Origin of the sequence: uncultured Parvibaculum sp. (assembly GCF_963975745.1) — a bacterium.
GTDB lineage: Bacteria > Pseudomonadota > Alphaproteobacteria > Parvibaculales > Parvibaculaceae > Parvibaculum.
Genome location: NZ_CAXBIB010000019.1, coordinates 1 through 14,192 on the forward strand (window position 1 = coordinate 1; position 14,192 = coordinate 14,192).

Consider the following 14,192-nt stretch of genomic DNA (forward strand, 5'->3'; position numbering starts at 1 on the left):
AGTTTCAGGGCGACGGGCAAGTTTCAGGGCGACGGGCAAGTTTCAGGGCGACGGGGGCCGTTCAGGCGTCCAGGCCCTCGGCATCCTGCAGATTGGCCTTGATGCGCTCGAGGAATTCCATCAGTTGCGCATATTCGGCCGGGCTGAAACCCCGGACCGCGGTGTCGAACATGCCGAAGGCGGCCTGCCAGAGATCGCCCGTCAGTTCCTCGATCAGCGGCGTGACATGGACGCGGCGGACGCGGCGGTCGGCCGGGTCGTTGCGACGTTCGACCAGGCCCTGCGCTTCCAGCGCGTCGAGCAGGCGGCCGAGCGGCGCCTTTTCCATTTCGACCGCTTCGGCCAGTTCGGTCTGGGTCAGGCCGTCGCGTCGGCGCAGTTCGGCCAGGATGCGCGACTTGGCCGGATTGATGCCGGTGCCGGAGGTGGCGAGACGGCGCGCCCAGGCCTTGCGGAAGAGGCGGTAGACATCGTGATGTAGCCAGCCGAAAGCCTCGTCCGGGCGGACGCCCTGCCGGTCTGCCTGCTGTCCGGTTCCTCCGGCCATCGGCGCGGGTTCCCTTGCGATTTCGCTTCCCCGATATCGTAACCAACGATACGATAACCTTCCATACGATTTTGCGGCGCCGTGCCGGCCGGGCTCCCTGCCCGTCCGGTACGCGGCGTCATGCCAGCGAGAGGCCTGCCGATGTCTGCCGGATTCGCGTTTTCCTCCCTGTGGCGGCCGATGGCGGCCGGGCTGCTGGTGCTGGCGCTTGCCGCCTGCGGCGAGGAGGCCCAGGAGGAAGCGGCCGATCCGCAGGCCGGCGCGATCGGCGTCTTTGCCAGCACGGTCGGCTTGCGCGAACTGGCCGAGCCGATCACCGGCACCGGCACCATCGCCGCGCACAAGACGACGACGCTGGGGCCGCGGGTCGACGGCATCATCGAGGAGATCATGGTGCGGGTCGGCGACCGGGTGAGCGAAGGCCAGCCGCTATTCCGCACGCGCGACGTCGAACTGCGCCTCAAGGTGACCGAACTCGAAAACCAGGTGCAACTGGCCAAGGCCGATCTGCGCAATACCGGCCTTGCCTTCTCGCGCGCACGCGAACTTCACGCCAAGGGCTTCGTCGCCGACGGGCGGCTCGACGATGCGCGCGCCGCGCGCGACGCCTCGCAGGCAAGGCTCGGCATCGCCGAGGCGCAGCTTGCCGGCGCAACGCAGATGCTGACGGATTCGGTCGTCACTGCACCGTTCGACGGCGTCATCACGCGGCGCGATGTCGACGAAGGCAAGTTCATGGCGACGCGGATGGGCGGCATGGGCGGCATGGGCGATGCCGGCGGCGGGGGTGTGCTTCAGATCATGAAGATCGACATCGTGGCGGCGATCGTGACCGTGCCCGAAATCCATCTTTCGAAGATCGCGGTCGGGACCAAGGGCCGCGTCTTCATCGACGGCATCGAGCGGAGCTTCGACAGCTATGTGGCGATCCTCAACGACTATGTCGATCCGGTGACGCGTTCGGTCGAACTCCGGCTGCCGATCCGCAACGAGGACTACACGGTCAAGCCGGGGCTGTTCGCGCGGGCCGAGATCTATCCCGAACCGCGCCAGGGGCTGGCGCTCGACCGGCGCATGCTCTATGGCGCGGAGACCGACCGGCATGTCTTCGTGGCGCAGGACGGCATTGCGCGTCGGGTCAGCGTCAACGTGCGCCAGATCGATGCGCAATCGGTCGAAGTGCTGTCGGGGCTTGCCGAAGGCGACCGGGTGCTGGGCGGACCCAATGCGCCGCTGCTGGCCGACAGCCTGCGGGTGCGGATCGAGGCCGAGCCCGGCCAGGTCGCGGCCGGCGCGCCGGACAGCGCCACCCCCTAACGAGAGCCGCGGGAGAGAGCCGATGTGGATTTCCGACGTTTCGATCCGCCGCCCGGTCTTTGCGGTCATGGTCATCGGCGCGCTGGTGGTGCTGGGCTGGATCTCGCTGGGGCGGGTCGGCGTCGATCTGTTCCCCAAGGTCGAGTTCCCGGTGGTGTCGGTGACGACGGTGCTCGAAGGCGCCTCGCCCGAAGGCGTCGAAAGCGACGTGACCGATCCGATCGAGGAGCAGGTCAACACGATCTCGGGCATCGAGACGCTGTCCTCGACCAGCGCCGAGGGGCTTTCCCAGGTCGTCATCCAGTACGACCTCAACGAGAATGTCGACGTCAAGGCGCAGGATGTGCGCGACAAGGTTTCGCTGGCCCGCGCCAATATTCCGCCCGAGGCCGAACAGTCGATCGTGCAGAAGGTCGATCCCGACGCACAGGCGATCATGTCAATCATGATTGCCGGCGACATGCCGATCCGCGCCCTGACGCATTTCGCCGACAAGGTGGTCAAGGAGCAGCTGCAGCGGATATCGGGCGTCGGCTCGATCGAGCTGGTCGGCGGACGCGACCGCGAGATCCGGATCTGGCTCGACGCGGTCAAGATGCGCGCCTATGGCGTGACGGCCGAAGACGTGACCAGCGCGCTCAGGCGCGAACATGCCGAAATTCCCGGCGGGCGGCTCGAGACGCCGGGCCTCAAGGCCGAATTCCCGGTCAAGACCAAGGGCGAGGTGTCGAGCGTTCCCGACTTCCGCAGCATCGTCGTCGCCTTCCGGCGCGACGGCGCGCCGACGACCATCGGCGACGTGGCGCAGGTCGAGGACGGTATGGCCGACGAGCGTTCCTATGCCGAACTCAACGGGCGGCGCGGCGTCTCGCTCGATGTGCGCAAGCAGTCGGGCCGCAACACGGTGGAAGTGGCGCGCGCGGTGCGCGAGGCCGTCGCCGAGATCGCGAAGAGCGCACCAGCCGGGCTCGAAATGCGGATCGCGCGGGACACGGCGGTCTTCATCGAGGGGTCGGCGGCCGACGTCTTTGTCGACATCCAGCTCGGCATCGTGCTGGTGGTGCTGGTGACGCTGGCCTTCCTGCTGTCGGTGCGGGCCACCGCGATCGTCGCGGTCGCCATGCCGACGGCGCTGATCTCGACCTTCTTTGCCTTCTATGTGATGGATTTCACCATCAACATGATGACGCTGATGGCGCTGTCGCTGGCGGTCGGGCTGCTGGTCGACGACGCGATCGTGGTGCTGGAGAGCATCTATCGCAAGCTCGAAAGCGGATTGTCGCCGGTCCGCGCCGCGGCCGAGGGCACCAGGGAAGTCGGGCTGGCGGTGCTGGCCGCCACCTTCTCGATCTGCGCCGTCTTCATTCCGATCGCCTTCATGAGCGGCGTGGTCGGACGCTTCTTCTTCCAGTACGGGCTTGCGATCACCTTCTCCGTTCTGGTGTCGCTGCTGGTGTCGCTGACGCTGACGCCGATGCTGTGTTCGAAAGTGCTGAAGCGGCAGGACACCGATCCCTCGACCTATGGCCGCGTGGCGCGCTTCTTCGACAATGGCTATGCGGGCCTCGACCGCTTCTACGGGCGGCTGCTCGACCGGGCGCTCGGCGCGCGCTGGGCGGTGATGCTGGGCGCGGTGGTGGCCGTCGTCGCCGGGGTGATGGTGGCGCGGACGCTGCCGATGGCCTTCGACTCGCGCGCCGACCGGGCCGAGTTCCTGGCGAGCGTCGAACTGCCCTTCGGTGCCGGGCTGGAGGAGACGCGCGGCGCGGCCACGCGCGTCGCCCAGGCCATCCGCAGCGTCGGCGAGGTCGAGACCGTGTTCTTCACCATCGGCTCGGACGCGCAGAAAAGCGTCAACAAGGCGTTCTTCCATGTCGGACTGACGGCCAAGGATGCGCGCGACGAAAGCTTCATTCCGATCATGGACCGGGTGCGCGTGGCGATGCTGGCGGCCGCGCCGGACGCCAAGCATGTCTCGCTCTCCGACGTGCCGTGGATTTCGGGCGGCGGGTTCTCGGAATTCGCGATGATGTATGTGCTGCAGGGGCCCGATCTCGCGGTGCTGGAGGCCCAAGCCAACGAAGTGACCGGCCGGATGCGGGCCAGTCCGCTCTTTGCCGACGTCAAGACCAGCTACGATTCCGGCAAGCCGGAGGTGCAGGTCGAGATCGACCGGCGGCGCGCGGCCGATCTCGGCGTCTCGGTGCGGACGCTGGCGGAAACGCTGAGAACGACGGTGGGCGGCGTCAAGGCCGGCTCGTTCGAGGAATTCGGCCAGCGCTACGACGTGCGGGTGCGGCTCGGCGAAGCGCAGCGCGACGACATTTCGAAGCTCTCGATGATCCAGGTGCGGGCGGCCAACGGGCAGTTGATCGACATGCCCAATGTGGCGCGCTTCAACATCGACAGCGGACCGGCGCAGATCGAGCGGCAGAACCGGGCGCGGCGCATCGCGCTGCTGGCCAACAATCCGGAAGGCGCGGCGCTGGGGCCGGCCTCGGCCGAGATCGAACGCTATCTCGAAGAGCTGAAACTGCCGCAAGGCTACAGCTGGAGCGCCGAGGGCCGCTCGAAGCGGATGAAGGAGACCGGCGCGGCGATCGGGTTTGCCTTCATGCTGGCGCTGATCGCGCTCTACATGATCCTGGCCTCGCAGTTCAACAGCTTCGCGCAGCCGGCCATCATCATGCTGTCGGCGCCGCTGTCGTTTGTCGGCGCCTTCGTGGCGCTGAAGATCTCGGGCCAGGAAATGACCATGTTCAGCCAGATCAGCCTGCTGGCGCTGATGGGGCTGGTGATGAAGAACGGCATCCTGCTGGTCGACTACACCAACCAGTTGCGGACGGCCGGCGCCAGCGCCTTCGAGGCGGCGCGCAAGGCCGGACCGGTGCGTCTCCGGCCAGTGCTGATGACGCAGATCGCGACGGTCTGCGGGCTCATTCCGGTGGCGCTATCGACCAGCCAGGGGGCCGAATTCCGCAACGCGATGGGCATTCTGGTAATCGGCGGGCTGATCTCCTCGACGCTGCTGACGCTGGTCGTGGTGCCGGTCGCCTATACGCTGATGGAGGAGGCACGGGCCGGGATCGGCGGCATGGGGCAGCGTTTGCGGCGGCTTTCGGCCCGGATCCGTCCCGGCGGCGCGCCTGCCGAGTAAAATCCGCAGTATTCCCTTAAGGCGGCGCTAACCGGCGTGGCGGATACTGAAGGCTCCAACCGAGCCGGAGGATTCCCGTCAGATGGCCAAAGCGCAGTTCCACAAAAACCAGCGCGTCTATGTGCGCCCGGTCGGCACCTGGGCCGTGATCGAGCGGATCGTGCCCCAGTGGGTCAAGGACATGGATGAGCCCCTGCGCATCCATTACGACGTCGGGCTCGGCCGCGAATTCGCCGCCAAGGAGCTTGAGACCGAGGAGGTTTCGGCGCTGTCGCATCTCGATCCCGAGATGGAGGACTGGCAGGTGGTGCGGGTGCCCAACAAGTGGCGCTCGGCAGAAGAATGCGCCGGCCATCCGGTGCCCGGCACGCATCCGGTGGTCATCACCGGTTCCCACGAGGGCGGCGGCTGGCGCGTGCCCGGCGTCGAATACGACCTGACGCCCGACCGCGTCGAACTACAGGCCAAGGTGATCGCGGCAGCGCCGAAATTCATGGTGCTGCTGCAGCGGCTCGCCGATTATGCGCGCAGCAATGGCGAGAACCTGCCCGACGACGTGATGGCGGTCGCCAGCGACGCCGACATGCTGATTTCCAGCATCATGGGGCCGCAGGCCTAGAGTTCAATTCCAAACCAGACCGTCTGCCGCGGCGGCTTCGCGCGCTCCAGTTCGCGGAAGCCACAGGCGCGGTAGAAGGCAATGCCGCGTGTGTTGGCCGTGCCGACGCCGAGATGGGCGCCGGCGGCACCGCGCGCGCGCATCCGTTCGAGCCAGCGATCCATCAGCCGGCGGCCGAGGCCCCTGCCCTGCAGACGCGGCAGCAGGTTGATGTGGAGATGCGCCGGGTACGGGCCGGCGATGCGGGCCGGCGTGCGGCCCGGATGATGGATCGACCAGCAGCGCAGTTCGTCGGCGTTCCAGCTTTCGGGCGGTGTGACGGGCGCGGCGTAGCGCGCGCGCAAGGCCGGCCACCATTCGGCTTCGAGGCGCGCCTCGAAGGCCTGCGTGTCGGCCGTGCCGACGATATAGCCGCCGACCCCTTCGCCATCCTCGACCACGAAGGCGCTTTCCGGTTCCAGCCGCGCATAGGGCGCGGCGAAGATATGACCGATCAGCTTCGGATCGCCATGGAGCGCGGTCGCGTCGGCGCCGTTGGCGCCGGTCTTCAGCGCGACCTCATAGAGAGCATCGAGATCGGCCGGCCGGACCGGACGGATCGCCGCGTCATTTCCCTCATCCATGGCGCTCTTCCCCCTTGCTTCGACGCCCTATTTCCGCCATTCCGGTCGCGAATGCTAGAGTGGCATTCGCGGCCCACGCCCTTTTTCGAGTATTCCCATGCGCACCGAAGATCCCCGCCCGATCCGGCTGAAGGACTATACGCCGCCCGCTTTCCGGATCGACGCGGTCAGGCTCGAGATCGAACTCGATCCCGCCGATACGCGGGTCCGCGCGCAACTGCAGATGCGGCGGCAGGGCGGCACGGGGCCGCTGGTGCTGGACGGCGAAAAGCTGAAACTGCATGAGGTGTCGATCGACGGCGTCAAGCTGGGCCCCAATGCCTACCAGGTCGACGCGGAACATCTGACGATCCTCGATGTGCCCGACGCGCCCTTCACGCTGGAAACGCTGACCAGTTGCGCGCCGGAAGCCAACACGGCGCTGACCGGGCTCTATCTCTCGGCCGGTATCTATTGCACGCAATGCGAGGCGGAGGGTTTCCGCCGCATCGCCTATTCGCTCGACCGGCCGGACGCGATGTCGGTGTTCACGACGCGCATCATCGCCGACCGCAAGGCCGCGCCGGTTCTGCTGTCGAACGGCAATCCGGTGGCGCAGGGCAAGCTTGCCGACGGACGTCATTTCGCCGAATGGCACGATCCGTTTCCCAAGCCGAGCTACCTGTTCGCGCTGGTGGCGGGCGACCTTGCCCATGTCGAAGACAGGTTCGTCACCATGTCGGGGCGCGAAGTGACGCTCAGGATCTTCGTCGAGCGCGGCAACGAGGATCGCTGCGCCTATGCGATGGAAGCGCTGAAGCGGGCGATGAAATGGGACGAGGAGAGGTTCGGGCGCGAATACGATCTCGACATCTTCATGATCGTGGCGGTCAGCGCCTTCAACATGGGGGCGATGGAGAACAAGGGGCTCAACGTCTTCAACGACAAGTACATTCTCGCCCGTCCCGACACGGCAACCGATGCCGACTACGCGGCCATCGAGGCGATCATCGCGCATGAATATTTCCACAACTGGACCGGCAACCGCATCACCTGCCGCGACTGGTTCCAGCTCTGCCTCAAGGAAGGGCTGACGGTTTTCCGCGACCAGGAATTTACCAGCGACATGCGTTCGCGTCCGGTGAAGCGGATTTCCGACGTGCGGCTGCTGCGTGCGCATCAGTTCACCGAGGATGGCGGGCCGCTGGCACATCCGGTACGTCCCGACAGCTATATCGAGATCAACAATTTCTACACGGCAACCGTCTATGAAAAGGGCGCCGAGCTCTGCCGGATGATCCATACGCTCAGCGGTCCGAAGCACTTCCGCAAGGGCATGGACCTCTATTTCGCGCGGCATGACGGCGAGGCGGCGACGGTGGAGAATTTCCTCGATGCGCTGGCCGAAGGCGCCGGGCTCGACCTCGAACAGTTCAAGCGCTGGTATTCGCAGTCGGGCACGCCCGAGGTGCTGGCATCGGGGCGCTACGACGCGGCGCGGCAGACCTATACGCTGAAGCTCAGCCAGATCTGCGCACCGACACCGGGACAGGCGCACAAGGCGCCCTATCACATTCCGATCGCGGTCGGTCTTGTCGGTCCTGACGGCAAGGACATGAAGCTGCAGCTCGACGGCGAAGAGAAGCCCGGCGCCACGACACGGGTGCTGAGCCTGACCTCGCAGGAGGCAACATGGCGCTTCCGCAACGTGGCGGCGCGGCCGGTGCCGTCGCTGCTGCGGGGCTTCACCGCGCCGGTCAAGCTCAATGCCCATCTCAAGGAACGCGATCTCGTGTTCCTGATGACGCATGACAGCGACAGCTTCAACCGCTGGGAGGCCGCGCAGCGTTACGCGACGGGCCTGCTGATTGCGATGGTCGAGGCACACCGGACGGGCGGCGCCGCGCGCAAGGGGACGGCGCTGGCCGACACGTTCCGCCGGCTGCTGGGCTCGAAGAAGACCGATCCCGACTTCGTGGCGCAGATGATCGTGCTGCCCAGCGAACAGACGCTGGCGCAGACGATCGGCAAGGATGTCGATGTCGACGCCATCCATGCGGCACGCGAAGGCCTGCGCCGATCGATCGCGGCGCAGCTGAAGGACGAATTGCTCGCCACCTATCACGCGCTGAAGATCGACGGCCCCTACAGTCCCGATGCCGCGCATGCCGGCCGCCGCGCGCTGCGCAATGCCTGCCTCGCCTATCTGGCCGCAGCCCCCGGCGACGAGGGCGTGGCGCTGGCGGAAGCGCAATTTGCGCAGGCCGACAACATGACCGACCAGATCGCCGCTCTTTCGGTGCTGGCCAATATCGATTGTCCGGAACGCGTCGCAGCTCTCGAAGCCTTTCATGCGCAGTGGAAGGACGACCATCTCGTGATGGACAAGTGGCTGTCGATCCAGGCGATGTCGGCGCTGCCGGGCACGCTCGACGAGGTGAAGCGGCTGACGACACATCCCGCCTTCACGATGCGCAATCCCAACAAGGTGCGGGCGCTGATCAGCGGCTTTGCGACAATGAACCAGCTGCATTTCCACGGTGCCGACGGCAAGGGCTATGCCTTCGTCGCCGACAAGGTTCTCGAACTCGACGCGCTCAATCCGCAGGTTGCCGCGCGGCTGCTCGGCGCCTTCAAGAGCTGGCGGCAGTTCGAACCGAAGCGCCGGAACCTGATGGCCAGGCAGCTCAAGCGGATCGCGGCGGCCGAACGGCTGTCGCGCGACGTCTACGAGATCGCCAACAAGACGCTGGCCTGAGCCGGCCCGAACCGAAGCGGCACAGGCGCTTAACCGGGCGTTAACCCCGTTTGCCCTTGATTCGGGTGAGTCCGATCTGCACCGGTTAACAAAAAGTAAACACAGCCTATGGACATCCAGACTCCGAGGCCGAATCATCATTCGAGGCCGGTTGATTCGGAGGGGACGATGCCCTCCGGCGATCGCAGATCGAATCCGGTTTCCAGACGCATCACCGGGGCAAGGCGACGCATGTCCGACGCGACCACCACGAGATCCGAAGCGCTGAAATGGGAAGAGGCTGCCGCACCGCGCCGCCGCGTGCTGCCGGCCGGCCTGCTGCCGCGCATCGCGCTCGGCATTTCGGGTCTGGCGCTGGCGGCGCTCAACGTCGCGCTCTATTTTCAGGACGGGCCGTCGCGCGCGCTGATCTTCTCGGCGCTGCTGTCGGGCGGCTACATGGTGCTCGCCTATATGCTGGTGCGCCTGCGCGAGAGCAAGATCGAGGCGGATGTCGCGCTGGTCGAGAACCAGCATCGCTTCGACATGGCCTTTGCCGGCGCGCGTTGCGGCATCTGGGACTGGGATATCGCCACCAATCGCGTCTACTGGTCGTCGGCAATGTTCGACATGGTCGGCCTGAAGCAGCCTTCGAAGCGGCTGACGCCGGCCGAGATCAAGGCGCTGGCGCATCCGGACGACGAAGGCGCGATCGACGAGATCATGGATGCGGCGCAGCGCGCCTCGCGCTCCTACGACACGACATTCCGCCTGCGCCACGCCGATGGCGGCTGGGTGTGGATGCATGCCAAGGGGCAGGTGTGGGGCGGCGGCCGGTCGGGCAGCGAACGTCTGGTCGGCATCACCATCGACATCACCGACCAGAAGATCGCCGAGGCGCGCGTTTCGGAAGCCAATGAGCGGCTGCGTGACGCGATCGAAAGCGTCGGCGAGGCCTTCGTGCTGTGGGACGCCAACAACCGATTGGTGACGGCCAACAGCAAGCTTGCCGAATTCCTCAATCTCGACGAGCAGGCGCTGCGCGCCGGCGCGACGCGCGCCGACGTGATGGCGCGGGCGGGCCTGAGCGACGTCTGGCCGGAAGCCGATGCCGGCGCCGACAGCGTCAGCGAGATCCGCCTGCCGAGCGGGCGCTGGCTGCAGATCAGCGAGCGGCGCACCAAGAGCGGCGGGCGCGTGAATGTCGGCACCGACATCACCGCGATCAAGGAACAGGAAGCGGCGCTGACCGACAACAAGTCGGCGCTGGAAAAGACCGTGCGCGATCTCGAATCGTCGCGGCGCAAGCTGCAGGAACAGGCGCGGCAACTGGTGGACCTCGCCGAAAAATACGCTGCGGAAAAGACCCGCGCCGAAACGGCCAACCGCTCGAAGTCGGAATTCCTCGCCAATATGAGTCACGAGCTGCGGACGCCCTTGAACGCCATCATCGGCTTTTCGGAAATCATGGAGTCGGGCCTGTTCGGCGATCTCGGTTCGCCGAAGTACAAGGAATATGCCACCGACATCCGCGCCAGCGGCGCGCATCTGCTGGAACTGATCAACGACATTCTCGACATGTCGAAGATCGAAGCCGGACGCATGACGCTCGAGACGCAACGGCTGCCGATCAGGGAAGTGGTGGAGGAATCGCTGCGCCTCGTGTCGGGCCGCGCCGAAGTCGCCAGCGTCAAGATCGTCGATGCGATCGAAGACATGCCGGCGCTCGAAGCCGACAAGCGGGCCGTCAAGCAGGTGCTGCTCAATCTACTTTCGAATGCAATCAAGTTCACGCCGGCCGGCGGTTCGATTTACCTGCGCGGCAGCGCGCAGGACGGCATGGCGACGATCGCGGTCGAGGATACCGGCATCGGCATTCCGGCCAGCGCCCTGCCGAAGATCGGCCGCCCCTTCGAGCAGGTCGAGAGTCATCACGCCAAGTCGCACAAGGGCACGGGGCTTGGCCTCGCGCTGTCGCGCTCGCTGGTCGAGATGCATGGCGGCACGCTGACCATCGAAAGCACCGAGGGTGTCGGCACCAAGGTCAGCTTCACGCTGCCGCTGGCGCAGATTTAATCCGTCCACAGACAAATAGCGGCGCCGCAGGGGCCTTTTCGGCAGCGAAAAGCACAGCGGACCCCCCCTCTGTCACGGAACTGTCATAAAACTGTCACAAACCGACTTGTCCCCGGGGGACAAGTGCACTTATCCCCGGTTGTGAGCGAATTCCGGAGACGAATTGCGTGCTCTGAAAGGTGCTTTCCGGCGCCTCTGTGCGATTTTCGATGCGTTTGAGAGAGACGTAAAAGGTGCTTTTTTCGGTGCGATCCCGGGGGCCGCGTTCGGCATGGGGTTCACAGACGTCATTGCGGATGGGAGCGATGCGACAAGGATACGATCCGTGTACGCCGCAACCGCTCATGGACCCCGGCTTGCGCCGGGGTGACATTCCTGTTTCAGGCTAGAGATACCAGTCATATTCCAGCGGCGAGATGGCGCGCTGGAACTTGTCGTATTCGAGCATCTTGGTTTCGGCATAGACGTCGACATAGCGGTCGCCGAAATATTCACGCATCACCTGCGAATTGCGCAGACGCTTCAGGGCACTGGGCAGGAAGAAGGGGATGCCTTCATCCATGATCTCGCAGGCATTGCCTTCGGCCGGTTCGCCCGGATCGATCTCGTTGACGATGCCGTGATGGATGCCGGCGAGGATCGCGGCCAGCACCAGATAGGGGTTGGCATCGGCGCCCGAGACGCGGTGTTCGACGCGGCGCGATTCCGGCGAGCCGTTGGGCACGCGGAAGGCGACCGAGCGGTTGTTGTAGCCCCAGGTGCGGTTGACCGGCACGAAGAGATTGGGGCCGAAGCGGCGGAAGGAATTGAGGTTCGGCGCGAAGAAGGCCATGGCGTCGCCGAGCGTCGCCTGCAGGCCGCCGATCGCGTGACGCAGTTTCACGGAGCCGTCCTCGGTGCCGTCGTTGAAGATGTTGTTGCCCTGCTCGTCCATCACCGAGCAATGGACATGCATGCCGTTGCCGGTCTGGTCGACGAAGGGCTTGGCCATGAAGCTGGCCAGAAAGCTGTGCTTGCGGGCCAGCGCGCCGATCAGATGGCGCAGCATGACGGCGTGATCGCCGGCGCGCACGGCATCGTCCTCATGCTTCAGGTTGATCTCGTACTGCCCCGGCGCAAACTCGGCCGTCGCACCCGAGGCCGGCACGCCCTGCGCGGCGGCGGCCTCGTCGATGTCCTTCAACAGGCCCATGAAGCCGTCGAGTTCGGTGATGCCGTAGACTTCATGCGCGGTCTCGCGCACGCCGGTCGCCGGATTGACCGGCGGCTGCGGCCGGCCCTTGCGGTCCATATCCTTGTCGAGCAGATAGAATTCGAACTCGCAGGCGACGGTTGCCTTGAGGCCGATCTCGTCGAGCTTCTGCACGACGCGGGCCAGCACATTGCGCGGTTCGAGCAGGAGCGGCGAACCGTCCTCGTCGACCATCGTCATCAGCACCTGGGCCTGTTTCATCGAAGCCCATGGCACCGGCACGATGGACCCGGCGACGGGATGCGACTGCGCATCCGGGTCGCCGTCGGAAAAGCCCATGCCGAGGATGTCCTCGTTGACGCCGGTCACATCGAAAAAATAGATCGACTGCGGCATCTGGACGCCATCGCCGAACACCTTGTCCGCCTCTTCGGAGGGGAAGCGCTTGCCGCGCACGGTGCCGCACATGTCGACGAACACGGCATCGAGATAGTCGATCTCGCCATGCTCGGCGAGGAAGGCGTTGAACTCGCCCAAGGTCGCCCACGCCGAAGGTGCGGGCTTCTGACGGTCACTCATGATTTTCCAAGCTTATTTATCCTGGAGGCGATAGTAGCCGAGAGCCCCCCGAAGATACCAGCGCCGCAACGCCGGAAAGGGAATGGCCGGCGGGCGGCCGCGCATCGGCGCCGGAATATCGGACAATTCGGCTTTGCCGCCAATGAGTTGCGCCAGAAGACGTCCCGACCAGGGGGCTGCCGAAACGCCGTCGCCATGATACGCCAGCGCGAAAAACACGCTGTCATCGTCCGCCATGCGTCCGATCGAGGGGGTCAGGCGGCGGGTCATGCAGACGAAGCCGCGCCAGTTATGCGTGATTTCGACATCGCGCCAGGCCGGAAAGACCTCGCCGAGACGGCGCTGCATGAAGCGGCGCATGCGCGCGGCATCCTCGGGCTTTCCGGTCAGGTCGCCGCGGGCGCCGAAGAGGAAGCGGTTGCCGGGCAGCATGCGGTAGTAGAAAAGCAGGCGGCGCGTGTTGGCGCAGGGCCGTTCGGTGCGCCAGTTCTGCGCCGCAAGCTCGCCGGCCGTCAGCGGGCGGGTGACGATGATGTTCGACATCACCGGCATCAGGTTGCGCGCAAGACCCGGCACGACCTCATCGCGGGTGAAGCCGTTGGTCGCGACGACGAGGCGGCGCGCGCGCAGCGTGCCCGACGGCGTCCGCAAACGGTGCCAGCCGTCGTGCCTTTCATGATGCGTCACACGCGAGGCGCCATGCAGCTTCGCGCCGGCCCGTGCGGCGGCGGCGGCGAGGCCGCGGGCAAAACGCAGGGGCTGGAGGCCGAAGCCGACCGGATTGTGCAGGGCGCCGAATTGTTCGGTCGAGTCGTATTCGGTCTCGGCGACTTCGGCTTTCGGCAGCAGCCGCGCGGCGATGCCGAAGACCCGGTTCAGCAGATCGCGTTCCTCTTCGAGACCGGCCATGCAAGCCGGGTGATGGGCGACATGCAGCGTGCCGTCGCCCTGGGGCTGCAGATCGATCGCCTCGTCGCGCGCCAAACTGCGCACGAGATCGACGGCCTCGACCTGCGAGGCGATGAAACGTCCGGCCTCCGCCTCGCCGTAATGGGCGATCAGTTCGCCCAGCGACCGTCCTGAAGGCGGGTAGGTGCAGAAGCCGCCATTGCGCCCCGAAGCGCCCCAGCCCAACGGGCCGGTTTCGAGGAGACGGACGTCGAGATTGAAATCGCGCGCCAGATGAAGGGCGCAGGACAGACCGGTATAGCCGCCGCCGACAATCGCGACATCGCAGGTTTCATCGCCGACAGGGCCGAGATCGACGCCAGGGCCGAGCGGCGGCGCTTCCTCTTCCCAGAGACTGCCGACCGGCACGCCCGCATCGTACATGCCCGGATGATACCAGCTCATTGCCACCCTGCCC

9 protein-coding genes are annotated in these 14,192 nt (G+C 65.9%); 5 read left to right on the top strand and 4 right to left on the bottom strand.

Annotated elements, in window-relative coordinates; genetic code table 11:
* Positions 1–61: 61 nt before the first annotated feature.
* Positions 62–547 carry a MarR family transcriptional regulator gene (locus tag AAC071_RS14050; RefSeq protein WP_339833594.1) on the bottom strand — a complete coding sequence of 162 codons (486 nt, stop codon included), beginning with the start codon at positions 545–547 and terminating at the stop codon, positions 62–64.
* A gap of 141 nt (positions 548–688) precedes the next feature.
* On the opposite strand from AAC071_RS14050, the gene AAC071_RS14055 reads away from it, so the two are divergent.
* The 3 genes from AAC071_RS14055 to AAC071_RS14065 all read left to right on the top strand — a co-directional run bounded on the left by AAC071_RS14055 (position 689) and on the right by AAC071_RS14065 (position 5,640).
* Positions 689–1,864: an efflux RND transporter periplasmic adaptor subunit gene (locus AAC071_RS14055; RefSeq protein WP_339833597.1), complete on the top strand. Its 1,176-nt coding sequence runs from the start codon at positions 689–691 to the stop codon at positions 1,862–1,864.
* Positions 1,865–1,886: 22 nt separating this feature from the next.
* A complete protein-coding gene (locus tag AAC071_RS14060; RefSeq protein ID WP_339833599.1) occupies positions 1,887–5,021 on the top strand; it encodes an efflux RND transporter permease subunit in 3,135 nt (1,044 codons plus the stop codon).
* An 82-nt stretch (positions 5,022–5,103) separates the two neighbouring features.
* The gene (locus AAC071_RS14065; protein WP_339833601.1) at positions 5,104–5,640 is read left to right on the top strand and encodes a hypothetical protein; all 537 of its coding nucleotides are present in this window, start codon (positions 5,104–5,106) and stop codon (positions 5,638–5,640) included.
* On the opposite strand, the gene AAC071_RS14070 is transcribed toward AAC071_RS14065, so the two are convergent.
* A complete protein-coding gene (locus AAC071_RS14070) occupies positions 5,637–6,263 on the bottom strand; it encodes a GNAT family N-acetyltransferase (protein ID WP_339833603.1) in 627 nt (208 codons plus the stop codon). The genes AAC071_RS14065 and AAC071_RS14070 overlap by 4 nt on opposite strands.
* Positions 6,264–6,360: 97 nt before the next feature.
* Here AAC071_RS14070 and pepN point away from each other — a divergent pair, with 97 nt between their 5' ends.
* Positions 6,361–9,000, top strand: coding sequence for an aminopeptidase N (pepN, locus tag AAC071_RS14075; RefSeq protein WP_339833606.1), 2,640 nt, complete (start codon positions 6,361–6,363; stop codon positions 8,998–9,000).
* Positions 9,001–9,231: 231 nt separating this feature from the next.
* Positions 9,232–11,055: an ATP-binding protein gene (locus AAC071_RS14080; protein WP_339833609.1), complete on the top strand. Its 1,824-nt coding sequence runs from the start codon at positions 9,232–9,234 to the stop codon at positions 11,053–11,055.
* A gap of 385 nt (positions 11,056–11,440) precedes the next feature.
* Here AAC071_RS14080 and AAC071_RS14085 read toward each other — a convergent pair whose 3' ends face one another.
* The gene (locus AAC071_RS14085) at positions 11,441–12,826 is read right to left on the bottom strand and encodes a glutamine synthetase family protein (protein ID WP_339833612.1); all 1,386 of its coding nucleotides are present in this window, start codon (positions 12,824–12,826) and stop codon (positions 11,441–11,443) included.
* Between the two features lie 12 nt (positions 12,827–12,838).
* On the bottom strand, positions 12,839–14,179 hold the full coding sequence (locus AAC071_RS14090) for an FAD-binding oxidoreductase (protein WP_339833614.1): 1,341 nt from the start codon (positions 14,177–14,179) through the stop codon (positions 12,839–12,841).
* Positions 14,180–14,192 lie beyond the last annotated feature (13 nt).

Excerpts from the sequence above, each read along its gene's own strand:
- AAC071_RS14050 (WP_339833594.1), bottom strand. The coding sequence starts at position 547 with ATGGCCGGAGGAACCGGACAGCAGGCAGACCGGCAGGGCGTCCGCCCG.
- AAC071_RS14055 (WP_339833597.1), top strand. The coding sequence starts at position 689 with ATGTCTGCCGGATTCGCGTTTTCCTCCCTGTGGCGGCCGATGGCGGCC.
- AAC071_RS14060 (WP_339833599.1), top strand. The coding sequence starts at position 1,887 with ATGTGGATTTCCGACGTTTCGATCCGCCGCCCGGTCTTTGCGGTCATG.
- AAC071_RS14065 (WP_339833601.1), top strand. The coding sequence starts at position 5,104 with ATGGCCAAAGCGCAGTTCCACAAAAACCAGCGCGTCTATGTGCGCCCG.
- AAC071_RS14070 (WP_339833603.1), bottom strand. The coding sequence starts at position 6,263 with ATGGATGAGGGAAATGACGCGGCGATCCGTCCGGTCCGGCCGGCCGAT.
- pepN (WP_339833606.1), top strand. The coding sequence starts at position 6,361 with ATGCGCACCGAAGATCCCCGCCCGATCCGGCTGAAGGACTATACGCCG.
- AAC071_RS14080 (WP_339833609.1), top strand. The coding sequence starts at position 9,232 with ATGTCCGACGCGACCACCACGAGATCCGAAGCGCTGAAATGGGAAGAG.
- AAC071_RS14085 (WP_339833612.1), bottom strand. The coding sequence starts at position 12,826 with ATGAGTGACCGTCAGAAGCCCGCACCTTCGGCGTGGGCGACCTTGGGC.
- AAC071_RS14090 (WP_339833614.1), bottom strand. The coding sequence starts at position 14,179 with ATGAGCTGGTATCATCCGGGCATGTACGATGCGGGCGTGCCGGTCGGC.